The sequence below is a fragment of the Streptomyces albicerus genome (assembly GCF_008905045.1).
Lineage (GTDB): Bacteria > Actinomycetota > Actinomycetes > Streptomycetales > Streptomycetaceae > Streptomyces > Streptomyces albicerus.
In genome coordinates this window covers 110052-136105 of record NZ_VWMY01000005.1, presented here as the reverse complement: position 1 = coordinate 136105, position 26054 = coordinate 110052, and the positions used below count along the sequence as shown (strand labels likewise).

Sequence of the window (26054 nt, the reverse complement as noted above, 5' to 3'; positions counted from 1 at the left end):
CCGTCCTGCCCTCTTCTGCACGGTCGTCCCGCGGTGCTGTGACCGCGGGCGAAGTCACCAGCCGAGCAGCCCGGCCAGCCGTTCCCGGTGGTGCGCGGCGCCGCCCAGCAGGACGGCGTCGGACTGGGCACGCCGGAAGTAGAGGTGTGCGTCGTGCTCCCACGTGAAGCCCATGCCGCCGTGCAATTGAACGCACTCGGCGGCCACGAACACGAACGCCTCGCCGCACCACGCCTGGGCCACCGCCGCCGCTTCGGCCAGCGTCTCGGGCGAATCGGCCGCCCGGACCGCGCGCACCACCGCCGACCGCGCGGCCTCGACCTGGAGCAGCATCTCGGCACAGGTGTGTTTGACCGCCTGGAAGCCCCCGATGGCCCTGCCGAACTGCGTGCGGTCCCGTACATGGGCCACCGTCATGTCCAACGCGGCCTGTGCGCCGCCGAGTTGCTCGGCTGCCAGGGCGACCAGGGCCACGTCCAGGGCGCGGCTCACGATGTCCGCCCCCTCGCCCCCGGCGGTCAGGGGCCGGGCACGGGCGCCGGAGAAGGAGACGACCGCCTGTCCGCGGCTGAGGTCCAGGGTGGGCACCCGGCGGACGGTCACCCCCGGCTCGCGCGGGTCGGCGAGGAAGAGGTCCAGGCCGTCGGCCCCGGCAGCGGCGACGACCAGGCCTTCGGCGTCGGCGCCGTCCAGTACGAAGGGAGCGGTGCCGTCGAGGTGCGGGACGCCGCCCCGCCAGGTCACGGCCACCGGCACGGCGTCCGGCCGCCACGCTCCGTCGGGCGCCGCCACCGCCAGGGCGTGCACCCTGCCCTCGGCCAGCTCCGCCAGGGCCTCGTCGGCCGTGCCGCAGCCGGCCAGTACCTGCCCGGCCAGCACAGTGGAGGACAGGAGCGGTACGGGCGACAGCGTCCGGCCCAGTTCCTCGCAGACCGCGGCGATCTCGGCGAGGCCGCCGATGCCTCCGGCCGCCTCGGGCAGCCCGAGGGCCGCGAGGCCGACCTGCCGGCCGAGGGTGTCCCACAACTCGGCGTCGATACCCGGCGATTGCTCGGCCAGCCGCCGCACCGCGGCGGTGCCGCCGGCATCGGCGCACACCGACCGTACGGTCTCGCGGAGGTCGTCCAGTTCGGCGTCGGACAGCGCCGTGCCGTCGGTCGCAGTGCTCGTCATCGTGCGCTCCCGCTGTCGTGACGCCGCTCGCTCAGGGCACTGTGCGCGGCCGCCATCCGGGCGACCGGCACGCGGTGCGCGGAGCAGGAGACGTAGTCGAGGCCCAGGCCGTCGCAGAAGGCGATCGACTCCGGATCCCCGCCGTGCTCACCGCACACGCCCAGCTTGATGTCGGGGCGTACGCTCCGTGCCCGCTCCACCGCCAGGGCGATCAGCGCGCCCACCCCGTGCGGATCGAGCCGGGCGAACGGGCTGGCCGTGAGGAACCCGCGTTCCTGGTACGAGGCGAGGACCTGGCGCTCGACGTCGTCCCGGGAGAATCCGTAGGTGAGCTGGGTGAGGTCGTTGGTGCCGAAGGAGAAGAACTCGGCGTGTTCGGCGAGTTCGCCGGCCAGCAGCGCGGCCCGCGGTGTCTCGATCATCGTGCCGAGCCGGTACGGGACCTCCACGCCGGTGCGGGCGGCGACCGCCTCGGCGGCGCCCCGTACGTACGCGGCCGCGGCGGCCAGTTCCTCCGGCAGGCTGACGAGCGGGATCATCACCTCGAGCTCGGGCCGGACTCCGGTGGCGGCGACATCGGCCCAGGCGGTGAAGAGCGCCTCGGCCTGCGCCGGGTAGAGCCGCTCGTGCAGCAGGGCCAGGCGCACGCCGCGCAGACCGAGCATCGGATTCGCCTCGCGCAGTGCGGCGGCCCGCTGCTCCTCGGCGGCGTCCTGCGCCTCCCCGGCGGCGGGCAGGAACTCGTGCAGCGGGGCGTCCAGCAGGCGTACGGTCACCGGCCGGTTGCCGACCGCGGTCAGCAGGGCCTTGAAGTCCTCGTGCTGGGCCTGTTCCAGTGCCAGCAGCGCCTCGTCCCGGGCCGCGGCGTCGGCGGCCAGGATCACCCGGCGGATCAGCGGCAGCCGGTCGCCGAGGAACTGGTGCTCCGTACGGCACAGCCCGACACCCGCCGCGCCCAGGGCAATGGCGGTGCTCACCTCGGCGGCGGTGTCGGCGTTGGCCCGCACGCCCAGCCGGCGCATGCCGTCCGCCCACTCCAGCAGGGTGGACAGTTCGGGTGGCGGTCCGGCGACGCTGACGCTCAGCGTCCCCGCGTAGACGGCTCCGGTACGGCCGTCCAGCGAGACGGGATCGCCCTCGCGCAGCACCCGGTCGCCGATCCGTACGGTGCCGGCGGCCCGGTCGGCACGCAGTCCTTCGGCGCCGCACACGGCGGGTTTGCCCGCACCGCGCGCCACCACCGCGGCGTGTGAGGCGATGCCGCCGCTGCCGGTCAGTACGGCGACGGCGGCCAGCATGCCGGGGACGTCACCCGGAGTCGTCTCATGCGCCACGAGCACGACATCCGTGCCGTCCGCGGCCAGTTCGAGGGCCCGTTCGCTGGACAGGACGATCGCGCCGGTCGCCGCCCCCGGGGAGGCGGGCAGCCCTTTCACCAGGAGCTGCTCGCCGCCGGTCAGCCGGAGCTGGGGGTGCAGCAGTTCCTGCACCTGAGCGGGGCTGATCCGGCGTACGGCCTCATCCCGGTCGAGCGCGCCGTCCCCGGCCAGGTCCGCGGCGAGGCACACCGCCGCACGGAGCGGCGGGCGGCTCTGCGCCGAGGCGGCCAGCAGCGAGATCTCGCCGTCGCGCACCTCGAAGTCGACGGTGACCGGGGCGTGCAGATGACGTTCGAGGGTGAGCAGCGAGTGCTCGAGCAGCGCGGTACTCCCGCCCAGCTTCTCCAGCGGCTCGCCCGTGCGCGGGGGCGGCGCGCTGCGGCGTACGCCCCGGAAGAAGGAGCCCTGCGGCGAGAAGCGGCCGCTGTCGGGGTGCCGGCTGACCGCCGTGCCGAAGCCGGAGTGGTCCCATGGCCCGATGCGCACGGCCTGGACATGCAGTGCGATGCCCAGCTCCGCGGGGAGCCGCTGGGCTTTGCGGGATCGCCTGGCCCGGGGTGAGGCCCACCGCCCCAGCACCGCCCGAGCAGCCAGCGCGAGCTGCTCGGCCGGGTCGTCCGGGTACGGCCGCTCGGCGTGCCGGGCGACCGTCGACAGCAGTGCGTCGACGCGAGCCCTGGCATCAGGGGCGTCGAGCGATGCGTCGTCGAGCTCCGGTGCGGGCACGTCAAGGGCGTACTCGGCGATCATGCGGACGGTGGCCGCCCATACCTCGTACAGCACCTCGTCGCGGCCGATGACGGCACGGAGGCCATCGGCGTCGGCCGGGGTGATACCGATGCAGGCGAGTTCCGGCGGCAGCCCGGCGACCTCGGTCGACGCGCTCGCCGACAGACGCAGCAGCAGCGGCCTGCTCCGGTCACCGATCCGCCGTCCCGACAGCTGCTCCACGAGTTCCAGGGCGGTGCGGGCGGTACCCGGCTCGCACAGCGACGCGGCCGAGCCTGCCGGCACCGTCAGTCCGGGCACCACCGGGAGCCCGAGGGCCACCAGCCGGTCCATGGCGATGCCGTGCGTGCCCAGTTCACCGGCGTCCAGCCCCCGGATCCGTCCCTGGCCGTAGGGCACCAGGGCGTGGCTGGGGGCGTGCGTCTGTGCGGGTATGCCGGAGTGGCGGTCGGTGATGCTCAACCCCGGCTCCTTCGGACCAGTTCCTCTTCGAGTGCCTCGTCCTGCGCCCGGCTGATGCCCAGCACGAGCAGCAGCTCCTGGTGCAGCCGCATCCACACCGTGTGGTACGAGTCGCACAGCGGCGAGGCCAGCCACTGCACCGCGCCGTCGTCAAAGCGGTCGAGGGCCTCGTCCAGGGCCGTGATGTATCGCCCACTGCCCGCGAGCACTGGTTCGAGCCTGCGCAGCACGGGCTGGATGGCCTCGTGCACGTCCTCCAGCGACTCGCGCACCTCGGCGTCGTAGACGCTGTCGGTGTGGTCGTTGGCGGTGCCGTCGGGGCGGCACTGCCACGCCGTGCACACCTCACGGATCTTCCTGTTGACCGGCAGGAAGGCCTCGTAGGCCGCGGTGATCCGCTGCTCCTGCTCAGAACCCGCGGAGATCCGCAGGAGCTGCGCGGCGGCCGCCTTGGCGCGCTCGGTCGGCAGCACCATCGGGCCCTTCACCATGGCCAGCCCGGCGTCGACCAGGGGCCGGTGGTCGGCCTCGGGCCTGCCGCGCCACATCCCACGCAGAACGAGGTCGACAACCGCTTCGGTGAGGGTCTCGTCGAGAGCGTCCGTACGGCCCACGGCAGCAGATTGCATCGCCACACCTTTTCCCCGGTGCTGTCGCCCGGTTCATCAGTTCTGTGTTGCCCGGAGGTTACGCTCAGGCGGCTTGGTTAGTGAAGAGGTAATCAAGAAACACTTTCCGGACTGCTTGGCGTGGATGCGCCGCCGCCCACCCCGGCACGCACCCGTGGGGCCAGGAACGACGTCATCCGCGCCTGCGCCTCGCCGCTCCCCGCCAGGCCGGCGATCAGCCGCGCCTCCTCGGCGAGGTGACGGCTCAGCCCCGCCCCGGCGCCGTCACGCAGCAGGCGCTTCGCGGCGCGCAGCGCCTCGCCTGCCCCGCCTGCCAGTTCGGCGGAGGTCCGGTACGCGGCCTCGTCCACTTCGTCGTCCTCGACAGTCCGGGAGACCAGGCCGAACCGCTCGGCGTCGTCGCCCGTGAGGACCCGGTTGGTGAGCACCAGGTCCGTCGCCAGACGGGGGCCCACCAGGCGTGGCAGGAGCCAGGTGGCCCCGCAGTCCGGGGTGAGCCCCATCGCCGTGTAGGCCAGGCGAAAACGCGCCGACCGTGCGGCCAGGACGATGTCGCCGACCAGCGCGAGCCCGATCCCGCCGCCCGCTGCCGCGCCGCGCACGGCGGTCACCACGGGCACGGGCAGCCCGTACAGGGCCAGCACCGCCGCGTGCGCCGCGGTTGCCACGGCGTGCACATAGGCGCTTGTCTCCTCACCTCGGCCGGCGAAAGCGCGCAGATCACCGCCCACGCAGAAGTTGGCGCCGGCCGCCCGGAGCAGGACCCCGCCGCCCGGATCGGCGGCCACCTCGGCGGTCGCGTCGCGCAGCGCCTCGGCCGTCGGGAGGTCCAGGGCGTTGCTCCGTCCGGGATCCTCCAGCCGCAACTCGACGACTCCGTCGGGGTGGCGGACGACTCGGACCGGCTGGGTGCTCATAGGGATCTTCTTCCGTCGCCGAGGGCCGCTCGGTGTCGAGTGCTCCTCGGTTCAAGCGCCCTTCAGCGTGAAGCGCCACTCAGCAAGATACTGAAGACGTTGTACAGTTTCTAGGACGCGACGGGCGCCGATGCCCGGAGCCCTTCGGCGGGAGGAACCGTGCCCATCCAGTTCGATGTCGATCCGCCTGTCGCCCGACTCGCCGCGGCCACCGCGGAGTTCGTACGCGAGGTGGTCATCCCGGCCGAGCGCGAGTGCGGCGGGTCCGTGCACGACGCTCCGGAGAGCCTGCGCGAAACTCTGCAGAAAGGTGCCCGTGAGGCAGGTGTGTTCGCGCCGCATGTGCCGACGCGGTGGGGCGGGCACGGGCTCGACCTGCGCGGTCAGGCGGTGGTGTTCGAGGCCGCCGGGTACTCGCTGCTGGGCCCGCTTGCGCTGAACTGCGCCGCCCCGGACGAGGGCAACATGCATCTGCTGGAGAAGGTGGCCACGGAGGAGCAGCAGGCCCGCTTCCTTGGGCCGCTCGCCGCCGGCGAGGTGCGGTCCTGCTTCGCGATGACCGAACCGGCTCCGGGAGCAGGCGCCGACCCCCGCTCCCTGCGGACCACCGCGACCCGGGTCCCCGGCGGATGGCGCATCGACGGGCGCAAGTGGTTCATCAGCGGAGCCCATGGCGCCGCCTTCGCGATCGTCATGGCCCGCACTTCCGGCAGCCCCGGCGACCCTGGCGGCGCGACCATGTTCCTGGTCGACGCCGGCACCCCGGGCATGCGTGTCGTCCGGGACATCGAGACCCTGGACGAGGGGCTCTTCGCCGGACACAGCGAACTCGCCTTCGAGGAGTGCGTGGTGGGCGAGGACCGGGTGCTCGGTGCCGTGGACCGCGGCTTCGAGAACGCCCAGGTCCGGCTGGGCCCCGCCCGGATGACCCACTGCATGCGCTGGCTGGGGGCCGCCCGTCGCGCCCAGGACGTCGCACTGGAGCGGGCGGGCAGCCGGAGGGCGTTCGGCTCGGTCCTGGGAGACCTCGGCATGGTGCAGCAGATGCTGGCCGACTCCGAGATCGACATCGAGGCGAGCCGCGCCCTGATCCTGCGCACCGCCTGGGAACTGGACACCGGCTCGGCCGCCGCCTCGCAGCTCACGTCGGTGTCCAAGACCTTCGTGGCGGAGGCGGTGAACCGGGTGGTCGACCGGGCGGTGCAGATCTGCGGAGCCCTCGGCATTTCAGCCACCGACGCGCCACTGGCGCGCCTGCTCAGGGAGGTGCGGCCGTTCCGGATCTACGACGGTCCGTCGGAGACGCATCGGTTCGCGATCGCGCGCCGGGCGGTGAAGCCCTATCGGCTCCCCCGCCCGGAGGCCGCCGCCGGCTCGTGACGGGGGCGGCCCGCTGCCTGCACCGTCCTGGGCCCGCCCGGCCGCACTGCTCAGCCGCCACACCCACCACCAGGTCGGCGCAGGCGGCTACGAGCGGCGGCGAGGTTTGCCGCGCTTGGCTCCCTTGGGGCCGCCGGAGCCGCCCCGGGGGCTCTTGCCGGTTGCCTTTCCGGTGGCGGGCTTCCGAGGCGTGGTGCCTTTGTCGGGGCGTTTGCTCTTCGGCTGGGCCGGGGACGGAGAGCGGCCCCGTGAGCTGTTGACGGTCCGGCCGCGGACGATACCGATTAAGTCCTCCACCAGATCCGTCGTCCTGTCCTCCGGCCAGGACAGGGCGACGCGCGACTCGGGGGCGTCGGTGACCGTCCGGTACGTGAGGTCCTTGCGGTGGTGGAGGCGCGCGAGTGACTGGGGGACGACGAGCAGCCCCACCCCCGCCGCCACCAGCTCGATCGCGTCGGCCGTCGTCGCGGGCCGCTCGATCGCGGGGCGGCCCGGCAGGAGCTCCCAGTCGAGGGTGTCGTCGAGGGGGTGCAGCACGATGTCGTCCGCCAGATCTTCGGCGGTCACCTCGTCGACCGCCGCCACGACGTGGTCGTTCGGGACCACGACCACGGTCGTCTCGGTGTAGAGGGGGATCGCGCTGAGGTCCGTACGGTCGACCGGCAGCCGTACGAAACCGGCGTCGGCGTCGCCGCCCCGCAGCACGTCGAAGGCCTCGGCGGCGGACACCGCATGGAGGGTCAGGGGGACGTCGGGCAGCCGCTCGTTCCAGATCCGCACCCACTTGCTGGGCGTCACTCCCGGGACATACGCGAGCCGGAACGAAGGGGAATCTTCCGAGCCTGTCACCTGGCCAGGTTACCGGTCGTGGTCGACGGCGGTGCTCAGCGGTCGTGGTCAGCGGTCGTGGTCAGCGGTAGTTCACATGCTCGATACCCTTGACAGCATGACGTCGCACCAGAACACCCAGACAATGAAGCCCGCCACCGCGGCGAAGAAGCTGGGTGTGTACCTCGAGGCCACCCCCGCCGAGTTCCAGGAGGGCGTCGTCTCACGCGCCGAGCTGAACGCGCTGCAGGCCGACCCGCCGGAGTGGCTGCGGGAGCTGCGACTCAACGGCCCGCACCCCCGGCCGGTGGTCGCGGCGAAGCTGGGCGTCTCCATCGCGGGGCTCGCGCGCGGCGGAGTCACGGACCCGCTCACCACGGAGCAGATCGAGGCGTTGAAGCAGGAGCTTCCCGCGTGGCTGCGGAAGGAACGCGCCACCCAGGCCGAGGTCCGCAAGGAAGCGGCACGCATCAAGGAAAAGAATACAGAACGTGCCTGAGCAGGCCCGCGGCCCGCGTTCCTGAGCTCCACGAAGCGACAACGGCCCCGGCGTCGAAGCCACCCTGTGGAAGACTCGACCCGTGATCATCGAACGCGCGTACGCACACGTGGCTTCGTACGACGAGAGTGAGTGGCCCTGGTCCGTGCCCTGTGTGCGCGGGCTGTTGGCGGACGGGGTGCGGTTCTCCGCACCGGTGACCTTCATCGTCGGTGAGAACGGTTCGGGCAAGTCGACACTGGTCGAGGCGCTCGCGGAGGGGTTCGGTCTCGACTCCTGGGGCGGCTCGCACGACTGGCGGTACGCGAGCCCCCGCGCCAAGTCGGTGCTTGGCGAGCGGATCCGTTTCGACGCGGCGGAGCGCGGGCGGCGCATGCTCGGCAGTTGGTCGGCCCGCAAGGGGTTCTTCCTGCGGGCGGAGACGGCGTTCGACGCGCTGGACCGGGAAGGGCTCGCGCCTCATTCGGTCAGTCATGGCGAGGGCTTTCTCGCCGCGTTCCGAGGGAAGTTCCTCCAGCCCGGGCTGTATGTGCTGGACGAGCCGGAGGCGGCACTCTCGTTCGCCTCCTGTCTCGAACTGCTCGGCCATCTCGACCAGTTGGCGAAGCAGGGCGCCCAGGTCATCTGCGCCACCCACTCTCCCCTGCTGACCGCGCTGCCGGGCGCGGACATCATCGAGGTCGGCGACCACGGCCTGCGCCGGGTGGCCTGGCAGGAGCTGGCCCTGGTCGACCACTGGCGCCGCTACCTCGCCGACCCGCACGCCTACCTCCGGCACATCCTGGGCTGAGGACGCCCCGCGAGCGTCTTCTGCCGAACACCACCGCAGGCCTTGAGTCAACCCACCACGGACAGCGGGCCCGTCGGCCGGCTGCCCCGCCCGGCGGGTTCAGTCGCTGACCTGGCTGCGCGCCTGGTACAGCAGGTCTCCGTACTCGGGATGGCGGGCGATCCAGCCTGCGTAGAAGGAGCACGTAGGGAGCACCCGCAGTCCCGCCTCGCGCGCCTCGTCCAGGGAGACGCGGACCAGCGCGGACCCGACGCCCTTGCCCTCGAACTCCGGGCTCACCTCGGTGTGGACGAACGCGATCAGTTCCGCCGTGCGGATGTAGTCCGCGAAACCGGCGACCGTGGACGCTCCGTCGATCCGCGCCTCGTAGCGGCGCGCCTCGGGTGCGTCGCTCACCTCGATCGCCATGTCTCCTCCTGGACGCCATCCCGCTGAGCCGGGCACGAGACTATCCCGCCGTGGCCAGAACCCGTACCGTGCGCCCGACTTGCCCCTCAGGTCACGGGCGCGCGGGCAGATCGTTCGACTAGGTTGGCGTTCGATTGCCGAACAACGATCCGCAGGAGGCGCTCTCGTGACAGACCAGGAATCCCAACTCGCCGCTGCTGCCGAGATACGGGCCCGGATCGACACGGACAAGCCGCACTCCGCGCGTTTCTGGAACTACTTCGTGGGCGGCAAGGACCACTACGAGGTGGACCGCGAGATCGGGGACCACATCAAGGAGATCTTCCCCGGCCTGGTCGATGTGGCGCGCACGAGCCGTCACTTCCTCGGACGCGCGGTCCGGCACCTTGCGGGCGAACAGGGCATCCGGCAGTTCCTCGACATCGGCACCGGCCTGCCGACCGCCGACAACACGCACGAGGTCGCCCAGCGCGTGGCACCGGACGCCCGCATCGTGTACGTCGACAACGACCCGCTGGTCCTCGCGCACGCCCGCGCCCTGCTCACCAGCACGCCCGAGGGCGAGACGGCGTACCTCGACGCCAACCTGTACGAACCCGAGGCCGTCCTCAAGGCCGCCGGGCACACGTTGGACCTCTCCCGGCCCGTCGCCCTGATGATCCTCAACACGCTCGGTCATGTCGCCGACTACGACCAGGCCCGCGACCTGGTCTCGCGCCTCATGTCCGGTCTGCCGTCCGGCAGTTACCTGGTGATCAGCGACAGCACCGCCACCAGCGAGGGCATGATCGCGGCCTCGGAGGCGTACAACTCCAGTGGTGCCGTCCCGTACTACGTACGCGGCATCGAGGAGATCGCCGGGTTCTTCGAGGGGCTGGATCTGGTCGATCCGGGCGTCGTGCAGGTCACCCAGTGGCGTCCGGACTCCGCCGGTTCGGTGGTCGACGCCTACGGCGCAGTGGGCCGCAAGCCGTAACTCGGCAGGCCGTCAGCCGCGCGGGGCCGGCGTTCCGTCCGCTCCGCGCGCTCCGACGGCTGCTGTCCGTACTCAGGTCACGTCGAGCGCCTTCGGCATCTCGCCCTCGGTCGTGGTGACGTCGATCAGGGAGAACAACGCGCCCTGGGGGTCGCTGAGGGCCGCGAACCGGCCGAAGGGGCTGGTCATCGGGCCGAACCGAAGGATCGCGCCGCGTTCGGTCGCCTTCGCCACGGCCGCGTCGCAGTCGTCGACCGTGAAGTAGACGTTGATGTAGGACGGCACTTCGGGCGGGAACTCGTCCGTCATCTTCATGCGACCCAGGACCGTCTCCTCGCCGAGGTTGAAGAGCCTGAAGTCGATTGCGTCGTCCTGCATTTGCTGCATCCGGTAGGGGAAGACGGCCGAGAAGAACGTATCGGCCTTCTCCGGCTCCCTGGTGAAGACCTCCGCCCAGCAGTACGCCCCGGGCACGGCCGTCACCTCGAAGCCCTCGTGGCCGCCCGCCTGCCACACGCCGAAGACGGCGCCGCTGGGTTCGCGGGCCAGCAGCATGGTGCCGAAGTCGCCGATCTTCATCGGCTCCATCAGGACTTCGCCGCCGTTGTCACGGATCTTCTTGGCGGTGGCGGCGGCGTCCGGCGACGCGAAGTACAGGCACCAGGCCGACTGGTCCTCCGCACCGGGCATCGGCGGTACGACGGCGGCCACCGCCTTGCCGTTCGCGTACGCCTCCGTGTAGTTCCCGAACTCCGTCGACGCCTCGGCGAATGTCCACCCCAGCACGTCACCGTAGAAGCTCTTCGCACCTTCGAGATCGCTGAACATCGCGTCGGCCCAGCACGGCGTTCCCTCAGGTTGTACGGCCATGGCTCTGACTCCCTCGTCTTTGAAGGCTCTGGCCTTTCACGCTAGCCAGCCGTCGGCCGACGCGCGCGGCGAATGCGACGAGACAAGTGACGCAGTTCACTTTCGTACGTCGATGATGTTCCGCTCCTCCGCCGGTCAAAGACCGCGACACCGCCCGGAGCAGAAGACCAGAAGATGGGATGCCGCCATGAGTGAGACCGTGAAGGGGCCCGCGAGCTACTTTCCCTCGATCGAGAAGAAGTACGGCCGTCCCATAGCCGAGTGGAAGGACCTCATCCGCTCCTCGCCCCTCACCAGGCACATGGAGCTCGTGTCCTGGCTCAAGGCCGAGCACGGCCTCGGGCACGGCCATGCCAACGCCCTCGTCGCGCACACGCTCGCGGAGGACAGCGGCAAGTGATCGGCCGGGGACAAAATGCGTTGCAGGCGCTGAAAAGGCGCGCGCAGACTCGTCGAGGAACGCAGACGAGGAGGCGTCATGCCGGCTACGGAGACGCGCGAAGAGGCTCTGGTGCACGCGCTGGGCAGTGAGCCGCGGCGGCCCGCGGCCTTTCGTGAGCTGCTGCGGCTCGGATCCGACGCCGTGCCCGCCATCCGGCGAGGCCTGGCGCACCCCCAGGATCTCGTACGGGAGCAGTGCTGCAAGCTGCTGGACCACCTGCTCGTGACGGAGGCGCTGGGCGATCTGATCGCCATGCTCGACGATCCCAGCCCACGCGTGCGGGTGGCCGCCATCCACGCTCTGGCCTGCGACCGGTGCAAGAGCGACTCCTGCCGTCCCGACCAGGCCGTGGTGCTGCCCCGGGGGATCCGGTTGCTGAGCCAGGACCCCGATGCCCATGTGCGGAACTTCGCCGCCGAACTCGTCGGACTCTCGGTGCACACGCACGAGGAGGCCGCCGACGCCCTGGTCCGGGCCCGTGACAACGACCCGTCACCGGCTGTCCGGAAGAAGGCCGGCTGGTACGCACCGGGAGGATCCATCCACCGCCGGACCGCGCCGCGACCGGCCCGCAGGCCCCGCTGACTGCGGCGTCCTCAGGGACGGTCGAGGGACCAGGGAGCACACGACACGACACGACCCGCGCGCCATCGGCTGCGGTCGCGCGCCACGGCCGCTCGTGGCCCGGATCAGGCGGCTCAATCTGGGGAACAGGGCATTACGGTCGGCTCGGCAGGGCGTCTCGGCAGGGCGTTCAGCTGTCGCCGGGGGCGCCGACGAAGGCGGCGCCGATCTCCGCCATCCGCTCGACCGCGTAGGCCGGGTCGAGCACTGACTCAGGGGTGTGGAGGCCCGGCGAGACGGCCTCGCCGCGCAGACCGAGCAGCCGTTCGACACCGAGGGCGATGCCGAGTGCGGTCAACGGGCGTTGCCCGGCCGGGTGGACGAGGTAACGACTGGTGCTGAGCGGTGCGCCCGCTGGATCCGCTCCTTCGAGGTCGATCCGGAGCTCGACGGACGCGGGCTCGCCGCGGCGTCGGCCCGCGGATTCACCGACGGCCAAGTCGAAGCGGACGTTCGGCGCGCCCGTCCCGAGGGCGAGGCTCGGTATGTCGAGGATGGGGATGCTCCGCCCCGGCAGGACAGTGCCGTCGGAACTGGTCACCTCTGTCTGCGCGTCAGGGCCGCTGATCCAGGTGAAGACGCCGTCACGGCGCACCAATCCCGCCGAGGTGACGGTGGCCCACCGCTCCAGATCCGCGATTCCCGCGGGGCCACCGATGTCCAGTTCGTCCAGTACGGCACCGATCCGGATGGTGTCGATCCGGTCGAACTCCCGGGCCCAGTGCAGTGCCGCGAGGACGGCGACACCGGCGCAGAAGTGGCTCGCCTCCAAAATCGGCGCGGCGCCTGCCTGCTGGGCGCCCGCGACGAGCTCCGGTGCGAGATCCACCAGGCCGCTGGAGATGCTGAGGTAGGGCACCCCGAGGTGCTGCGCGTAGCGCAGCCCGTTCAGGCGGTCGTCCCACAGCGCGGCGACCACCGCCGAGTGGCCGTGATCGGCCGGGAGACCGAGATCGCCGCGCCGAAGATCGATGGTCACGGCCGTCGCGGCGCCGAGTTCGTCGGCCACCCGCTGTGCGCGGTCGATGTCACGGCCCGCGATCGTCAGCGGCAGCGCCGGGTGCCATCGGCGCAGGACGGCGGCGGCCCCCGCGCCCGCCTGGCCCGAACCACCCAAGATCAGTACGGATTTCGACTGTTCCACTGCGGGTTCCTCCCAAGTTCACCAAGCTACATTTTGTAGCCTACATTTTGTAGCTTAGACTGGGGAGCGGCGCAAGGGAGGACAATGGCCACCACATCGACCCGCCTGTCCAAGCAGGCAAGGCGGGAGCAGTTGCTCGACACCGCCGTGGCGATCGTGCGCGCCCAAGGCGCCGACGGTCTGACCCTGGTCACCCTCGCGGAGGCGGCCGGCGTGAGCAGGCCGATCGTCTACGACCACTTCGGCACTCGCCCCGGCCTGCTGCTCGCGCTCTACCGACGACTCGACGAACGTCACCGGGTCGCGATCGCACAGGCGGTGCAGGATGCCGCACCCGCCCCTGCCGAGGTCGCCCGCGTCATGAGCACCGCATACTTCGCCTGCGCAACCGACATGCCGGAACTCAGCGCCGTTTCCGCCGCCTTGAAGGGAAATCCCGACATGGAGGCGATCCAGCACGAGATGATCGACAGCTACACGGACCTGATGGCCGCCGCACTGCTGCCGCACTCCGGCCTCACACCCGAAGCCCTGCGGCTGCACTGCGTCGGCGTGCTGGGTGCGGCCGAGGCGATCGCCGCCGAGCTGAACCGAGAGCGGGCAACCGCCGAGGACGCGGTCACCGCGCTGACGGACCTGATCGTGGGCGGCCTCGACACCAGGACCGACCGCTAAGGGCCGAAGGGAAGAACTCCCTGAGCTTGATGAGCAGTTGGTGATGCAAGGACTTCGGCCGGCCTGGCGGCTGCTCACCCACACCGACGCCCCCGTCGCCGCCGTCACCCACCGGCCGGACACCGCCCCCGCCCCCGTGCCGGCGATCAGGTCATCTGTCCCGGACTCTTGACTCTGTATGCGGCAGTCGCGATTCTCGTCCCACTGCTTGTGCGAGTCATGACAACCATTTGGGGTCCGGGCACGTCCGTCACGCCCCCTGGCTGTCTGGCTCATCCACTGCGCCGTCCGCCAACCGAAGACGTGGGTGATGACCATGGCTCGAACGCCGCACCGCAGGCGCAGGCCCGTCACGGTTCTGTCGTTGCTCCTCCTCGTGATGGCCGTGACGCTCGGTCCCACGCCCAGTTCCGCGGCCGGGACGGACTGGTGGAACCCGGTCGCGCGGCCCGCGCCAGACTCCCGGATCAATGTCACGGGCGAGCCGTTCAAGGGGACCAACGCCCAGGGAGAAGTGCGCGGATTCGTCGACGCGCACAACCATCTGATGGCCAATGAGGCCTTCGGCGGGCGGCTCATCTGCGGAAAGCCGTTCTCCGAGGCCGGAATCGCCGATGCCCTCAAGGACTGCCCCGAGCACTATCCCGACGGCTCGCTGGCGATCTTCGACTTCATCACCAACGGCGGTGACGGCAAGCACGACCCGGTCGGCTGGCCGACGTTCAAGGACTGGCCCGCGTACGACTCGATGACCCACCAGCAGAACTACTACGCCTGGGTGGAGCGGGCCTGGCGCGGCGGCCAGCGCGTACTCGTCAACGACCTGGTCACCAACGGCGTGATCTGCTCGGTCTACCCCTTCAAGGACCGCGGCTGCGACGAGATGACCTCCATCCGTCTGCAGGCGAAGCTGACGTACGACATGCAGGACTACATCGACGAGATGTACGGCGGCCCCGGCAAGGGCTGGTTCAGGATCGTCACCGACAGCGCCCAGGCCCGCCAGGTCGTCGAGCAGGGCAAGCTCGCCGTCGTGCTGGGCGTCGAGACGTCCGAGCCGTTCGGCTGCAAGCAGGTCCTGGACATCGCGCAGTGCGACAAGGACGACATCGACGCCGGCCTGGACGAGTTGTACGACCTGGGTGTGCGCAGCATGTTCCTGTGCCACAAGTTCGACAACGCGCTGTGCGGGGTCCGGTTCGACGAGGGCGGCCTCGGTACGGCGATCAACGTCGGCCAGTTCCTGTCGACCGGCACCTTCTGGCAGACGGAGAAGTGCACCGGCCCGCAGCACGACAACCCCATCGGGGGCGCGTCGGCGCCTGGCGCGGAGGAGGAACTGCCGGCGGGGGTCGAGGTCCCGTCGTACAACGCGGACGCGCAGTGCAACAAGCGCGGTCTCACGGAGCTCGGCGAGTACGCCGTGCGCGGCATGATGCAGCGCAAGATGATGCTCGAGATCGACCACATGAGCGTCAAGGCCACCGGCCGAGTCCTCGACATCTTCGAGTCCGAGTCATACCCCGGTGTGCTCTCCTCGCACAGCTGGATGGACCTGAACTGGACCGAGCGGGTCTACAAACTCGGCGGCTTCATCGCCCAGTACATGCACGGATCCGAGGAGTTCGGCGCGGAGGCGGAGCGTACCGAAGCGCTGCGCGACAAGTACGGCGTCGGTTACGGCTATGGCACCGACATGAACGGTGTCGGCGGCTGGCCGGCCCCTCGCGGCGCGGACACCTCGAACCCCGTGAAGTACCCCTTCCGCAGTACCGACGGCGGCTCGGTCATCGACAAGCAGACGACCGGGGAACGCACCTGGAACCTGAACACCGACGGCGCCGCCCACTACGGCCTCGTCCCGGACTGGATCGAGGACATCCGGCTCGTCGGCGGCCAGGACGTCGTGGACGATCTCTTCCGAGGCGCCGAGTCCTATCTCGACACCTGGGGCGCCTCCGAGAAGCACAAGGCCGGGGTGAACCTCGCCAAGGGCTCGTCCGTGTCGGCCAGTTCGTCCGAGTCGAACCCGTTCACGAGCTACGCCCCCGGCCGGGCCGTGGACGGCGACACGGGCACCCGCTGGGCAAGCGACTGGAGCGACGACCAGTGGCTCCGGCTCGACCTCGGCTCCACGAGCACGGTCAAGCGGGTCACCCTCGACTGGGAGCGCGCCTACGGGAAGGCGTACCGCGTCGAGCTCTCCACCGACGGCACGAACTGGCAGTCCGTATGGTCCACGACCGCCGGCGACGGCGGCCTGGACACGGCACTGTTCTCCGGCGTACCGGCCCGCTACGTGCGGATCCAAGGGCTGGACCGGGGCACCGAATGGGGATACTCCCTTCGCGAAGTCGGCGTGTACGGCAGCTGACGGCACCGGGACAATGGTGGCGAAGGCCGGGGCCTGCCGGATCAGCTCTCGTGATCCGGCGGGCCCCGGCCGCCTTCCCGGCGAGACACGAGAGCAGAGGGAACCCACATGGCGCGGATGCCGTTGGCCGAGCGGCGCCGGCAGCTGACCGAAGCGGCGATCCGGGCGATGACCCGAGACGGTGTCGCCAGGACGACGACCCGGTCCATCGCCGCCGAGGCGGGCGTGTCACTGAGCGTCTTCCACTACTGCTTCGACTCCAAGCAGGCCTTGATCGAGTCCGTCATCGAAACGATCACCGATCACTACGTCCAGGTGGTGAAGGAGGCGATCCGGCCGAAGACCACCCTGCAGGAGACCATCGGAGCCGGCTTCCAGGCCTACTGGGACCACGTGACGACCCATCCCGGCGAGCACAAGCTCACATACGAACTGACGCAATACGCCCTGCGCCAGCCGGGGTTCGAGCATCTGGCACGACGCCAGTACGAGCTGTACCGCGACACCTACGGCGAACTCATCGAACAGCTCAGCCGCAGCATGGACTTCGAACTCCGCGTACCCGTTCCCGTCCTGGCACGCTACCTGGCCGCGATGACCGACGGGCTGACGCTGAACTTCCTCGTTCTCGGCGACGACGCGGCCTGCCTGGACATTCTCGACACGGTCACCGACCACGTCGCCGGCCTCGTCCGCGCCCCGAAGGGGCGCGGGGAACTGCGCGACCAGCCACGACGGACCCGCGGTTGAAGCACCACACTGCCAGCGGAGCGCTAGACGGCGTTCACGGCGACGCCATGGCCATGCCCCCGGGGCCTGAATGAGTGATTCCGCCCAGTGAGTCACTCGAAGGCACCGGAGGGCCAGCCATGGCCGCGACCGTACCCGCATCTGCGATCAACCGTCGTCGCTTTCTGCTCGCCTCGAGCGCTGTCGCGGCGGGGGCGGCCGGAACGGCGGGGGCGCTCCTGCCACGGCAGCGCCGACACCCCGCCGCGCCACCCGCCGTAAGGGACGTCGCCCTGCAGCCGGCCCGCACCACCCCGCGGCCGGCGCCGTACGCGACGACCACGCTGGAGACGACGGCCCGTCTCGGCGGCGGCGCGCACGCCGGCGGCTATCGGCGGCTGGTCTCGGGACCCGGCTGGCCCCTGGTCGTACGAGGAGAGCTCGCGCCTGCCACCACCGGCCGCGAGGACCGGCGTACCCCGCTGGCGTGCTTCGTACAGTTCACCGACCTCCACCTCACCGACGTGCAGAACCCGCTGCGCACGGAGTTCCTGCGGTCGCGCACGCCCACCGCGTGGCGGGCGCAGGAGGCGCTGACGGTGGCGGGGGCGGTCGCGCTCGTGGAGTAGGTGAACGCGCTCGGCGGAGGCCCGTACACCGGTCTGCCGCCCGCGTTCGTGATGACGACGGGCGACAACATCGACAACAACTCCGCGATCGAGCTGGAGTGGTTCCTCACGCTGATGAGCGGCGGCCGGATCACGCCCAACACCGGGGACCCGACAGCGTACGAAGGCGTCCAGAGCTCCGGTCTCCCCCTCTACTGGCACCCGGACGACGCCGCCCTGCGGGACCTCGACAAGCGGCGCGGGCTGCCCCGTATACCCGGCTTCCTCGACGCCGCGACACGGCCCGTGACAAGTCCGGGGCTCGGTGTCCCGTGGTACTCCACGGTCGGCAACCACGACGATCTGCCCGGCGGTTGTCTGTCGCCCGCGCTGGGCGACTTCGCCGTCGGCTCGCGCAAACTGCTGTCGGTCCCGGACGCGGACGCGGCCGCCTACGCGAGGGCCCTGCAGTCCGGTGACGACCCCAAGAGCGAGGTGCTCAAGGCGATCCTGAGCAGACACTTGTCTTCGGCGCGGACCGTGACGGCCGACGAGCGGCGCCGGCTGTGCACCCCGCACGACTATCTGGCCGCGCATCTCGATCCCGCCCATGCCGGTGCCGGACCGGTCGGCCACGGCTACACGGAGAACAATCTGGACGGCGAGCGGATGTACTACACCTTCCGGGTGGCCGAGAACGTCGTCGGCATCAGCATCGACACGACGTACCGCAGCGGCCACTACGAAGGCTCGCTCGGCACCGATCAGCTCCGCTGGCTGGAGCGGACGCTGGCCGCGCACAGTTCCCGGTTCTACGACGCCGACGGCCGCCCGGTGCGCAATTCCGGGGCCGACGACGCCCATGTCCTGGTCTTCAGCCATCACCACAGCGCCGGCATGACCCGCCGCCCCGACGCCGCCCGCACGGAGGAGCCGCGCCACGACGGCGCGGAGGTCCTCGCCCTGCTCAGCCGGTTCCCGAACGTGGTCGCCTGGATCAACGGCCACAGCCACGTCAACCGGATCACACCCCACCCGCACGCGACGCCCGCCCGCTCCTTCTGGGAGGTCAACACCGCCTCCCACCTGGACTATCCCCACCACGCCCGCCTGATCGAGCTGGCCGACAACGAGGACGGGACGCTGTCCCTGTTCGCCACCCTCGTCGAGTCCGCCGCCCCGCACCGAACCGACCCGGACTTCGCCGACCTGTCGGCGGTGGGCCTCGCCTCCCTGTACCGCGAGCTGTCGTACAACGCTCCCGGCCTGGCCGGGGGCATGACAGCCGGCGTCCACGAGGGCTGGGCGGGCGGCGCCGGAGATCGCAACGTGGAACTGTTGGTGGCCGATCCCGCTTAGGAGATCCACTCATCGGAAGCGCACCAGCGGGTACGTGTAGGTCATGACCGATGTCGTGGACTCCGACGAAATCTTGCGCCGCATCCAGCGCGCCCGGGCCTGGGCCGAGCAGGAGGAAGAGGAGTGGAAGGCGCGGAGCGATGACCTCAAGCGCGGCGATCCGGACCTCTCGCACGATGCCGACGTGCGGGGGCACGCCTATGAGGCCATACGCAACGTGCTGGACGAGATCCTGACCCCGGGCGCACACGACGAGGACGGCTGAAGGAGCCGGGCGAACCGGCCCTCGCCCGGTGACGGACAAAGTCCGGGCGCGAGGGCCGCGGGCCCACGCGTGCCGATGGCCCGAGCGAGCCTGGCTCAGGGAACACATCCCGAGGCTCAGGGCACACACCCCGAGGCTCAGGGAACGCGCCCTGGGCAGGGCCGGACCGCCGCCGAGGGCGGTGCATGACGAACCCTGTTGAGGACCCTGTTGACCGGGCCCCGCATGACCGGCGGCACGCATGGCACTCGTGGTGGTCATGAGCACCACTCAAGCCCCATGCACCGAACCCGTCACCACGGTCTTCACCTGGCAGGTACGCCCCGGCCGGGAAGCCGAATTCGAGGAGTGGACCCGGGGCGTCACCGACTGTGTCTCACGGTTCCCCGGCAGCCAAGGTGTGTCCTGGCTGCGCCCGGAGCCCGGGCACCGGTTCCACGCGGTTCTCCGCTTCGCCGATCCCCAGCGGCTCACCGCGTGGCTGACCTCGCGCGAGCGGGCGGAGTGGCATGCGCGCATCGAGGGCATCGCCACCGAGATCCGTGACGAACGGCAGTCGACCACCGGCCTGGAGAGCTGGTTCCGCCTCCCCGGCACCACCGTGCAGGCCCCGCCGCGCTGGAAGATGGTCCTGGCCACGTTCCTGGGCGCGTACCCGCTGACCTTCCTGATCCAGTGGCTGGTGACGCCCGCTACGACCGCCTGGCCCCTGCCGCTGCGCGCCGCCGTGTTCCCGGTCGTGCTGCTGCCCCTGCTGACGTACGTGATCATGCCCCGGCTCAGTCGCCTGCTGCGGCTGTGGCTGTACGGCACGCCCGGCAGCTGACGCCACGGCCCGCTCGCGCCCTCGGCGTCACACGTGTGCCTCGTCCAGGAGGCGGAGGCCGGAGCCGGGGCTTAGAAAGGTCCACATCACGTCTCGTGCCGCACGTCAGGGCCACGACAGCGTCTGCACCCTTCGTATGGGAGCCGAGTATGACAACCCGTTCGCCTTTCGAGCCCGATCGACCTGGTATATCCCCCGAGAGCACGGTCGACGCATCCATGCCGCCACCACCCGCATTCGACCCCTGGGCCGCTGCGCCGGTCGAGGCGGTGGACGACAGCTACAGCCTGTACCCGGATCCGGTCGATGAACTGGCGCACGCGGCCGTCACCGACCGGCCCCCTGCGCCGGCCGAGGCGCCGGACGAAAGCTACGGCCCGTACGCGGATCCGGTCGACCGACAGGTGCACGCGGCCGTCACCGACCGGCCCCCTGCGCCGGTCGAGCCGCCGGTTGAGGCGGCGGACGAGGCAGCGGACGAAAGCTACAGCCTGTACGCGGATCCGGTCGACGGACTGGTGCACGCGGCCGTCGCCGACCGGCCGCTGGACGAGGTCATCCAGCTCATCCAGCTGCTGGAGCAGTCACCGGAGTACGCGAGGGCCACGGTCGACGCGCTGCGAGCGGTCGGCACGGACCGGTCCGTGGAGGACGTGACCCGGCTGGTGACCCTGTTGACCCAGCCGCCGCGGAACCCCGACAGCGCCGACGAGGCGATCCGCGCGGCGGCCGAGGCCCGGCCCGTGGAGGAGGTCACCCGGCTGATGGAACTGCTGCACCGGCACCCGCTGGAGCCCCACTGCGGGGAAGCCGCGGTGCGGGCGGCCGCCACCAGCCGGCCCGTCGAGGAGCTCGTGCAGCTGATCGGCCGCATGGCCCAGGAGCAGGGCGTACGGGTGGAGCGGCAGCAGGCGGAAGCGGCGCGGCCGACCGCTGACGGACCGGGCGACCTTTCGCCCGAGGTCGGAACCCTCGCCGAGGGCGGCGCGGTCAAGAACGATCGTGTGGTCGCCTACGACCGTTCGGCCCGGGCGCGGCGCGACCGGGCCGCGAGGGGCGGCAGTGCCCCGGCCTGGCCACGCCTGATCGCGGCTGTGGCGCTCGTCGTGTGCGGTCTGGCCCACTTCCCGCCGCACCGCGACGGCGCGTCGCTCAACGCCTACGCATGCGCCCTCGGCGCCTCGGGCATGTGCGTCCTGCTGGGTCTGGCGCTGTTCCGCAGGAGCAGGCTGCCGGTGCTCGTCCTGAGCGTCGTGGTGTCGGCGGCGCTGACCGTCGCCCAGCTGGTGGAAGGCCGCTTCCACTCGCCCGGTCTGTCCCGGGCCCTGGACATCGCCGCCGCGCCGCCCTGGCTGGCCGGTCTCGCGGCCGTACTCGCCGCGCTGGCGGCCCTGACGGCCCTGCTCGCGTTCCTGTCCTCGGACAAGCTCGGACCGCCCCCCGAGATACGGCAGATGGCCGGCTCACACCAGGCGCCGGACTGACCCGCGAGGACGGCGCTGTGCCCGGCCACTCCCCGGGGGTGGCCAGACGTGAGTCGACGGCGGCCGGTTCTTCGGGGTTCAGCCACGCGTGGTGCGCCGGCCGTCCGTTCGCGCGGGCCTCTCCCGACTCCGGGTGCACAGGGTGTCGTCGGCCTGTGCGGTAACTGCTTGGCTGCTGCGCGGGACGTACGTGCCTCCCCTGAGGCGACGCAGTGGCGTCACGCGGATCCTGGCCTCCGGCTGCTTGGTGGTGTCCATGAGCCAACAGTGCGCCAACGGTGGCGAAGCAACCAGATCCCTCCCGTGTGCAGGACTGGGGGTCCTGGTACCGGTGCCACCACTCTCAGCGGGAATGCGGCGGAACAGGTGACGGCGCGTCAGGGAGGCGCAGGGTGAAGACCGAGCCGACGCCGGGTTCGCTGGTCACCGTAACGGTGCCGCCGTGGGCCGTGACGAGTTGGCGCACGATGGCCAGGCCGAGACCGCTGCCGCCGGTGCGCCGGCTGCGGGACTTCTCCGCCCGCCAGAACCGGTCGAAGACGCTGGGCAGGTCCTCCGCGGCGATGCCGCTGCCGGTGTCGGCCACCTCGAAGAGGACCTGACCCTCCTCGCCCCGGGCGGAGAGGGTGATCGTGCCGTCGGCAGGGGTGTGGCGGATCGCGTTGGACACCAGATTGCCGAGCGCCTGCCGCATGCGGACCGGATCCGCGTCGAGCCACGGGGTGCCGTCCACCGCCGTGACCAGGTGAACTCCCGCCGCCTCGGCGCCGACGCGGTGCGCGGCCACCACCTGTTCGAGCAGTTCGTCGGCGCGGACCGGCTCGCGGTGCAGTCTGAGCGTGCCCGCGTCGGCGGCCGCGAGGTCCTGGAGGTCGTCGATGACCCGCTGGAGGACCATGGCCTCCTCGTGCAGGGAGGCGAGCAGGTCCGGGTCCGGGTCGACGATGCCGTCGCGGGTCACCTCGAGCCAGCCGCGGATGTTGGTGAGCGGGGTGCGCAGTTCATGGGCGATGTCGCTGACCATCGCCTTGCGCTGCGCCTCCATGCGTTCGCGGCGCTCCGTCAGTTCGTTGAACGCCACGGCCAGGATGCCCGTCTCGTCCTGGGTGGTCACGGGAACCCGTACGTGCTGCTCAGGCGGCTGCTGAGCGGCGTGGGTCAGCGCGCGCAGGGGCCGTACGAGGCGGGTGGCGACCAGTGCGGTCACGGCCACCGTGAGTGCGAGGACGAGACCGGCGACGCCTGTGACCTTGGCTTTGTTGGCAGCCGACATGTCGAAGCGCGGTACGGCACTGTCGCCGTGGCCGAGGAAGAGCTCGGCGGCCGGGGCCACGTACGGCGCGAGCTGCTGGCGACGGGCCTCGTCGATGCACTCCTCCATCTGCCGATCGGCCGCGTCGCGTCCGCCCTTGGTGGTCCTTCCCGGGCCGAAGTCGGGCCGCACGGCCGATTCCGTGAACTCGAACTTCACCCGCGGGGGCGCAACGAGATCCGCGTCGGCGCGCTCCAGGCATGTCTTGGCGCGGGTCTCCACTTCGGTCAGGGCCTTCTTCTCGGTGGGGGTGGGGGTGTTGAGTTTCCCGTCGGCGCACTCCATCGGCACGTAGCCGGCGGCGACCGTCCCGTCCGCGTCCGTGAGCACGGAACGCCCGCTGGGCGTCTGCGCGACGGCTGTCTCGATTCCGTTGCGCTCGAAGCACTGCTGCCGCACCATCGCCAGCTTGGCCACTCGTCTGCGCTCGGCGAGCGGCAGTCGATACGGCCCCACCGCCCGTGGGTCGATGCCGCTGAGCTGGGCGCCCGGCTCGGTGAAGGTGTCGGTGTGCAGCGGGTCCAGTGTGGCGGCGGCGCGCGGCGGGAGAGCCGTCCTGCGCGTCGCGGAATCCGCGATCGCAGTGCCGTCCGGGCTCGTCAGGGCAATGCGCCTGCCGGTCTTCTCCGAAAGGGTTCGTACGGTCCGCTCGACGCCCGACCAGTCGCGATGGGTGGCCGCGTATCCGCTCAACTGCCGGAGGATGTCCATGTCCTCGGCCAGTACCTGCCCCTGTTCCTCCTGGATCGCCCGGGTCGTGGTCTCCACCGCGAGCCAGGCCGTCGCCGCCACGGAGCACATGGCGATCAGCACCGACGTGATCAACAGGCGTACCAGCAGACGCTTGCGCAGCGGTATGGCGCGCTTCACCCGCGGTCCCCGCGCAGCTTGTACCCCACGCCGAACACGGTCAGCAGCCGGACCGGCCGGCGCGGATCCGCCTCGATCTTCTTGCGCAGGTTCATGATGTGCACGTCGACGGCCCGCTCGGTCGAGGCCCGGTCGATGCCCCGGGTGCAGCGCAGCAACTGCTGCCGGGAGAAGACCCGTTCCGGCTCGGCGACCATGGCCAGCAGGATCTCGTACTCGGCCGGGGTGCAGTCGACGGGCGAGCCGTCGCACGCCACCTCGTGGCGTAGGGGGTCCACTGCGATCCCCGCGGCCCGTACGACCGGATCGTCGCGTCTCTCGGCAGCCGGACGTCCGCCGCGGCGCAGCACCGTGCGGATGCGGGCCATCAGTTCGCGCGGGCTGTACGGCTTGGTCATGTAGTCGTCCGCGCCGAGTTCGAGACCGAGCAGGAGGTCCTCTTCCGTGTTGCGGGCGGTGAGCATGAGGATGGGAATGTCGTCGTCCCGGCGCAGCGCCCGGCACACGCCGAAGCCGTCGATCACCGGGAGCATCAGGTCCAGGACGACGAGGTCGGGCCGTCGCCGCCGGGCCTCCGCGAGCGCGGCCCCGCCGTCGTGGACCACGGTGGCGGTGTGGCCCTCGCTCAGCAGCGAGCGGCGTATCAACTCCGCCTGTTTCTCGTCGTCCTCGGCAACCATCACATGTGCGCACACGGGGCCGATGCTAAGCGCCGGGGACCGCGGTGGGGTCGTGCGTGAGGGGCTTCCCACGTCCTGACACCTTTCTCACAACCGCCTGGTAGCGGGCTGGTCCGGCGGGCGGTTCAGCGTCTGAGCGCGGCCGCGTCGCCCATGACGACCACGGGGTCACGGTCGGGATCCAGGGCACGCAGCAGGGACTTCATGTCGTTCCTCCGGAGGCTGACGCAGCCCTGTGTGGGGCCGCTGTGGTCGACGTGGAGCCAGATGCCGCCGCCCCGGCCCGCGCCCAGGGGACGGGTCCAGTCCAGTGGCGTGGTGCCGGGCTTGCGGTTGTAGTTGATGGCGATCACGTAGTCGAACGAGCCGGTCAGGGGCTCGCCCTCGAAGCCCGTACCGCGGATGGTGAAACCCCCGGAGCGGTCGTACGGAAGGCGGGTACCCGGATCGGGGAGCAGGCCGCCGGCGTCCGTGAGCGCGTAGACGCCGATGGGCGAGCGGAGATCACCGGCCCGGTGGTGGTCGGTCCAGCCCTTGAGGGCGTTGTGCGCGGGCCAACTGGCGCCGGCCTGCCAGCCGGCCGCGGTGCGCTCGTACAACACCACGGTGGATATCGAAGAGTTCCTGTCCCGGCCCGTCACCACTACGGCCTGGCGCGTCTTCGGCGGGACCTTGGCCAGGGTCTTCGGTCCCAGGCCCGGCAGTTGCTGAGGTGCCACCTCCAGGGAAACGTGGGGTGTGGGGGCGGGCTGCGTGGCCGTGCCGCCCTTCATCGAGATCGCGCCGGGTTCGTGATCCGTCGCCGTCACCGCTCCGCCTCCGCAACCGGCGAGGAGGAGCGAGGCGGCCAGAACGGCGACGGGGCGGCGTAGGGCACCGTGTGTGGGTGTGATCATGCGTTGACCTTGACCGATACATATGAGGAACTCGTCAGGTCGGTGCGATCGGTGACGTGGTTGCCGTGGATGACGTCCGGGCCGGTGGCCAGGATGGGTCCTGCAGGTCCCGGGGCTTCGACGGCAGGGCATGCGTGGCGCGGCGGTTCCGGTTGCCGCGCCACGTCCATGGCCCCGCCGGTGCATCACTCCGGGGCGGGATCGGAATGCCCCGAGCCGTCCCGGGCGTTGATCAGCCCATGACCACTGAGGACACAAGCCAGGACGCACTGCTCAACCTCCTCTCCGAGTACGACGGCGGAGTGCTGACCACGCTCAAGCGCGACGGACGCCCGCAGCTGTCGAACGTCAACCACGCTTACTACCCCGACGAGCGGATCGTGCGGGTCTCGCTCACCGACGGCCGCGCCAAGACCCGCAACCTGCGCCGGGATCCGCGGGCGTCGTACCACGTGACCAGTCGAGACCGCTGGGCCTACACGGTCGCCGAGGGCGTCGCCGACCTCACCCCCGTGGCCCGTGACCCGCACGACGAGACCGTGGAGGAGCTGATCCGGCTCTACCGTGACGTGCGGGGCGAACATCCCGACTGGGACGACTACCGCGCCGCCATGGTCCGCGACGGCCGCCTCGTCCTGCGCCTCCGCGTGGAGCGCGCCTACGGCATTCCTCTCGCCCGCTGATCCGGCGCGAAGCTCGGCCAACCCGCATACTCGGCCAACCCGC

The 26054-nt window shown here is 71.0% G+C and carries 24 protein-coding genes and 1 pseudogene; 14 read left to right on the top strand and 11 right to left on the bottom strand.

Annotation, left to right across the window (positions count from 1 at the left end; translation table 11 throughout):
• Positions 1-54: 54 nt before the first annotated feature.
• The 4 genes from GAS53_RS05790 to GAS53_RS05775 form a co-directional block, all read right to left on the bottom strand.
• Positions 55-1173, bottom strand: a complete 1119-nt coding sequence (locus tag GAS53_RS05790; RefSeq protein ID WP_151476328.1) for an acyl-CoA dehydrogenase family protein — start codon at positions 1171-1173, stop codon at positions 55-57.
• Positions 1170-3743, bottom strand: coding sequence for a putative PEP-binding protein (locus GAS53_RS05785; RefSeq protein ID WP_151476327.1), 2574 nt, complete (start codon positions 3741-3743; stop codon positions 1170-1172). The genes GAS53_RS05790 and GAS53_RS05785 overlap by 4 nt, the downstream gene beginning before the upstream one ends.
• The gene (locus GAS53_RS05780; protein WP_225858765.1) at positions 3740-4372 is read right to left on the bottom strand and encodes a hypothetical protein; all 633 of its coding nucleotides are present in this window, start codon (positions 4370-4372) and stop codon (positions 3740-3742) included. The genes GAS53_RS05785 and GAS53_RS05780 overlap by 4 nt, the downstream gene beginning before the upstream one ends.
• A gap of 92 nt (positions 4373-4464) precedes the next feature.
• Complete coding sequence (locus GAS53_RS05775; protein WP_151476326.1) at positions 4465-5289, bottom strand: enoyl-CoA hydratase/isomerase family protein; 825 nt, start codon at positions 5287-5289, stop codon at positions 4465-4467.
• Positions 5290-5448: 159 nt separating this feature from the next.
• On the opposite strand from GAS53_RS05775, the gene GAS53_RS05770 reads away from it, so the two are divergent.
• Positions 5449-6669 carry an acyl-CoA dehydrogenase family protein gene (locus GAS53_RS05770; protein WP_151476325.1) on the top strand — a complete coding sequence of 407 codons (1221 nt, stop codon included), beginning with the start codon at positions 5449-5451 and terminating at the stop codon, positions 6667-6669.
• An 87-nt stretch (positions 6670-6756) separates the two neighbouring features.
• On the opposite strand, the gene GAS53_RS05765 is transcribed toward GAS53_RS05770, so the two are convergent.
• Positions 6757-7518 (bottom strand): LysR substrate-binding domain-containing protein, encoded by a 762-nt coding sequence (locus tag GAS53_RS05765; RefSeq protein ID WP_151476324.1) that lies wholly within the window; start codon positions 7516-7518, stop codon positions 6757-6759.
• A 97-nt stretch (positions 7519-7615) separates the two neighbouring features.
• Here GAS53_RS05765 and GAS53_RS05760 point away from each other — a divergent pair, with 97 nt between their 5' ends.
• Complete coding sequence (locus tag GAS53_RS05760; RefSeq protein ID WP_192582971.1) at positions 7616-7996, top strand: DUF5997 family protein; 381 nt, start codon at positions 7616-7618, stop codon at positions 7994-7996.
• Positions 7997-8078: 82 nt separating this feature from the next.
• Complete coding sequence (locus tag GAS53_RS05755; RefSeq protein WP_151476322.1) at positions 8079-8786, top strand: AAA family ATPase; 708 nt, start codon at positions 8079-8081, stop codon at positions 8784-8786.
• Positions 8787-8885: 99 nt separating this feature from the next.
• Here GAS53_RS05755 and GAS53_RS05750 read toward each other — a convergent pair whose 3' ends face one another.
• Positions 8886-9194 carry a GNAT family N-acetyltransferase gene (locus tag GAS53_RS05750; RefSeq protein ID WP_151476321.1) on the bottom strand — a complete coding sequence of 103 codons (309 nt, stop codon included), beginning with the start codon at positions 9192-9194 and terminating at the stop codon, positions 8886-8888.
• A gap of 166 nt (positions 9195-9360) precedes the next feature.
• Here GAS53_RS05750 and GAS53_RS05745 point away from each other — a divergent pair, with 166 nt between their 5' ends.
• Positions 9361-10170, top strand: coding sequence for an SAM-dependent methyltransferase (locus tag GAS53_RS05745; RefSeq protein ID WP_151476320.1), 810 nt, complete (start codon positions 9361-9363; stop codon positions 10168-10170).
• Between the two features lie 72 nt (positions 10171-10242).
• Here GAS53_RS05745 and GAS53_RS05740 read toward each other — a convergent pair whose 3' ends face one another.
• On the bottom strand, positions 10243-11040 hold the full coding sequence (locus tag GAS53_RS05740) for a VOC family protein (RefSeq protein WP_151476319.1): 798 nt from the start codon (positions 11038-11040) through the stop codon (positions 10243-10245).
• 187 nt (positions 11041-11227) lie between these two features.
• On the opposite strand from GAS53_RS05740, the gene GAS53_RS05735 reads away from it, so the two are divergent.
• Both GAS53_RS05735 and GAS53_RS05730 read left to right on the top strand, forming a co-directional pair.
• Complete coding sequence (locus GAS53_RS05735) at positions 11228-11440, top strand: DUF4287 domain-containing protein (protein WP_151476318.1); 213 nt, start codon at positions 11228-11230, stop codon at positions 11438-11440.
• A gap of 78 nt (positions 11441-11518) precedes the next feature.
• Positions 11519-12067, top strand: a complete 549-nt coding sequence (locus GAS53_RS05730) for a HEAT repeat domain-containing protein (RefSeq protein ID WP_151476317.1) — start codon at positions 11519-11521, stop codon at positions 12065-12067.
• A 169-nt stretch (positions 12068-12236) separates the two neighbouring features.
• Here the strand turns inward: GAS53_RS05730 and GAS53_RS05725 are convergent, their stop codons facing one another.
• A complete protein-coding gene (locus GAS53_RS05725; RefSeq protein ID WP_151476316.1) occupies positions 12237-13250 on the bottom strand; it encodes a saccharopine dehydrogenase family protein in 1014 nt (337 codons plus the stop codon).
• A gap of 84 nt (positions 13251-13334) precedes the next feature.
• On the opposite strand from GAS53_RS05725, the gene GAS53_RS05720 reads away from it, so the two are divergent.
• From GAS53_RS05720 to GAS53_RS05690, 7 genes and pseudogenes are all read left to right on the top strand, one after another.
• Entirely contained in the window at positions 13335-13925 is a 591-nt protein-coding gene (locus GAS53_RS05720) for a TetR/AcrR family transcriptional regulator (RefSeq protein WP_151476315.1), read from the top strand.
• A gap of 310 nt (positions 13926-14235) precedes the next feature.
• The gene (locus GAS53_RS05715; protein ID WP_151476314.1) at positions 14236-16299 is read left to right on the top strand and encodes a galactose-binding domain-containing protein; all 2064 of its coding nucleotides are present in this window, start codon (positions 14236-14238) and stop codon (positions 16297-16299) included.
• 108 nt (positions 16300-16407) lie between these two features.
• On the top strand, positions 16408-17049 hold the full coding sequence (locus tag GAS53_RS05710) for a TetR/AcrR family transcriptional regulator (protein WP_151476313.1): 642 nt from the start codon (positions 16408-16410) through the stop codon (positions 17047-17049).
• A gap of 119 nt (positions 17050-17168) precedes the next feature.
• A pseudogene (locus GAS53_RS05705) lies at positions 17169-18995 on the top strand (TIGR03767 family metallophosphoesterase).
• 43 nt (positions 18996-19038) lie between these two features.
• A complete protein-coding gene (locus GAS53_RS05700; protein WP_151476312.1) occupies positions 19039-19260 on the top strand; it encodes a hypothetical protein in 222 nt (73 codons plus the stop codon).
• A gap of 259 nt (positions 19261-19519) precedes the next feature.
• Positions 19520-20086 carry an antibiotic biosynthesis monooxygenase gene (locus GAS53_RS05695; RefSeq protein ID WP_151476311.1) on the top strand — a complete coding sequence of 189 codons (567 nt, stop codon included), beginning with the start codon at positions 19520-19522 and terminating at the stop codon, positions 20084-20086.
• A gap of 218 nt (positions 20087-20304) precedes the next feature.
• Entirely contained in the window at positions 20305-21570 is a 1266-nt protein-coding gene (locus tag GAS53_RS05690) for a hypothetical protein (protein ID WP_225858764.1), read from the top strand.
• 343 nt (positions 21571-21913) lie between these two features.
• On the opposite strand, the gene GAS53_RS05685 is transcribed toward GAS53_RS05690, so the two are convergent.
• The 3 genes from GAS53_RS05685 to GAS53_RS05675 form a co-directional block, all read right to left on the bottom strand.
• Positions 21914-23752, bottom strand: a complete 1839-nt coding sequence (locus GAS53_RS05685; protein ID WP_151476310.1) for a sensor histidine kinase — start codon at positions 23750-23752, stop codon at positions 21914-21916.
• Positions 23749-24447 carry a response regulator transcription factor gene (locus tag GAS53_RS05680; protein ID WP_151476309.1) on the bottom strand — a complete coding sequence of 233 codons (699 nt, stop codon included), beginning with the start codon at positions 24445-24447 and terminating at the stop codon, positions 23749-23751. Before GAS53_RS05680 ends, GAS53_RS05685 begins: the two co-directional genes overlap by 4 nt.
• A gap of 110 nt (positions 24448-24557) precedes the next feature.
• Positions 24558-25328 carry a L,D-transpeptidase family protein gene (locus GAS53_RS05675; RefSeq protein ID WP_151476308.1) on the bottom strand — a complete coding sequence of 257 codons (771 nt, stop codon included), beginning with the start codon at positions 25326-25328 and terminating at the stop codon, positions 24558-24560.
• A gap of 239 nt (positions 25329-25567) precedes the next feature.
• On the opposite strand from GAS53_RS05675, the gene GAS53_RS05670 reads away from it, so the two are divergent.
• Positions 25568-26011, top strand: a complete 444-nt coding sequence (locus GAS53_RS05670) for a PPOX class F420-dependent oxidoreductase (protein WP_151476307.1) — start codon at positions 25568-25570, stop codon at positions 26009-26011.
• Positions 26012-26054: the final 43 nt, after the last annotated feature.

Bases quoted from the DNA above. Each gene is read 5' to 3' on its own strand.
- GAS53_RS05790 (WP_151476328.1), bottom strand. From the start codon at position 1,173: ATGACGAGCACTGCGACCGACGGCACGGCGCTGTCCGACGCCGAACTG.
- GAS53_RS05780 (WP_225858765.1), bottom strand. From the start codon at position 4,372: ATGCAATCTGCTGCCGTGGGCCGTACGGACGCTCTCGACGAGACCCTC.
- GAS53_RS05775 (WP_151476326.1), bottom strand. From the start codon at position 5,289: ATGAGCACCCAGCCGGTCCGAGTCGTCCGCCACCCCGACGGAGTCGTC.
- GAS53_RS05760 (WP_192582971.1), top strand. From the start codon at position 7,616: ATGACGTCGCACCAGAACACCCAGACAATGAAGCCCGCCACCGCGGCG.
- GAS53_RS05750 (WP_151476321.1), bottom strand. From the start codon at position 9,194: ATGGCGATCGAGGTGAGCGACGCACCCGAGGCGCGCCGCTACGAGGCG.
- GAS53_RS05740 (WP_151476319.1), bottom strand. From the start codon at position 11,040: ATGGCCGTACAACCTGAGGGAACGCCGTGCTGGGCCGACGCGATGTTC.
- GAS53_RS05735 (WP_151476318.1), top strand. From the start codon at position 11,228: ATGAGTGAGACCGTGAAGGGGCCCGCGAGCTACTTTCCCTCGATCGAG.
- GAS53_RS05730 (WP_151476317.1), top strand. From the start codon at position 11,519: ATGCCGGCTACGGAGACGCGCGAAGAGGCTCTGGTGCACGCGCTGGGC.
- GAS53_RS05720 (WP_151476315.1), top strand. From the start codon at position 13,335: ATGGCCACCACATCGACCCGCCTGTCCAAGCAGGCAAGGCGGGAGCAG.
- GAS53_RS05715 (WP_151476314.1), top strand. From the start codon at position 14,236: ATGACCATGGCTCGAACGCCGCACCGCAGGCGCAGGCCCGTCACGGTT.
- GAS53_RS05710 (WP_151476313.1), top strand. From the start codon at position 16,408: ATGGCGCGGATGCCGTTGGCCGAGCGGCGCCGGCAGCTGACCGAAGCG.
- GAS53_RS05700 (WP_151476312.1), top strand. From the start codon at position 19,039: ATGACCGATGTCGTGGACTCCGACGAAATCTTGCGCCGCATCCAGCGC.
- GAS53_RS05695 (WP_151476311.1), top strand. From the start codon at position 19,520: ATGAGCACCACTCAAGCCCCATGCACCGAACCCGTCACCACGGTCTTC.
- GAS53_RS05690 (WP_225858764.1), top strand. From the start codon at position 20,305: ATGCCGCCACCACCCGCATTCGACCCCTGGGCCGCTGCGCCGGTCGAG.
- GAS53_RS05675 (WP_151476308.1), bottom strand. From the start codon at position 25,328: ATGATCACACCCACACACGGTGCCCTACGCCGCCCCGTCGCCGTTCTG.
- GAS53_RS05670 (WP_151476307.1), top strand. From the start codon at position 25,568: ATGACCACTGAGGACACAAGCCAGGACGCACTGCTCAACCTCCTCTCC.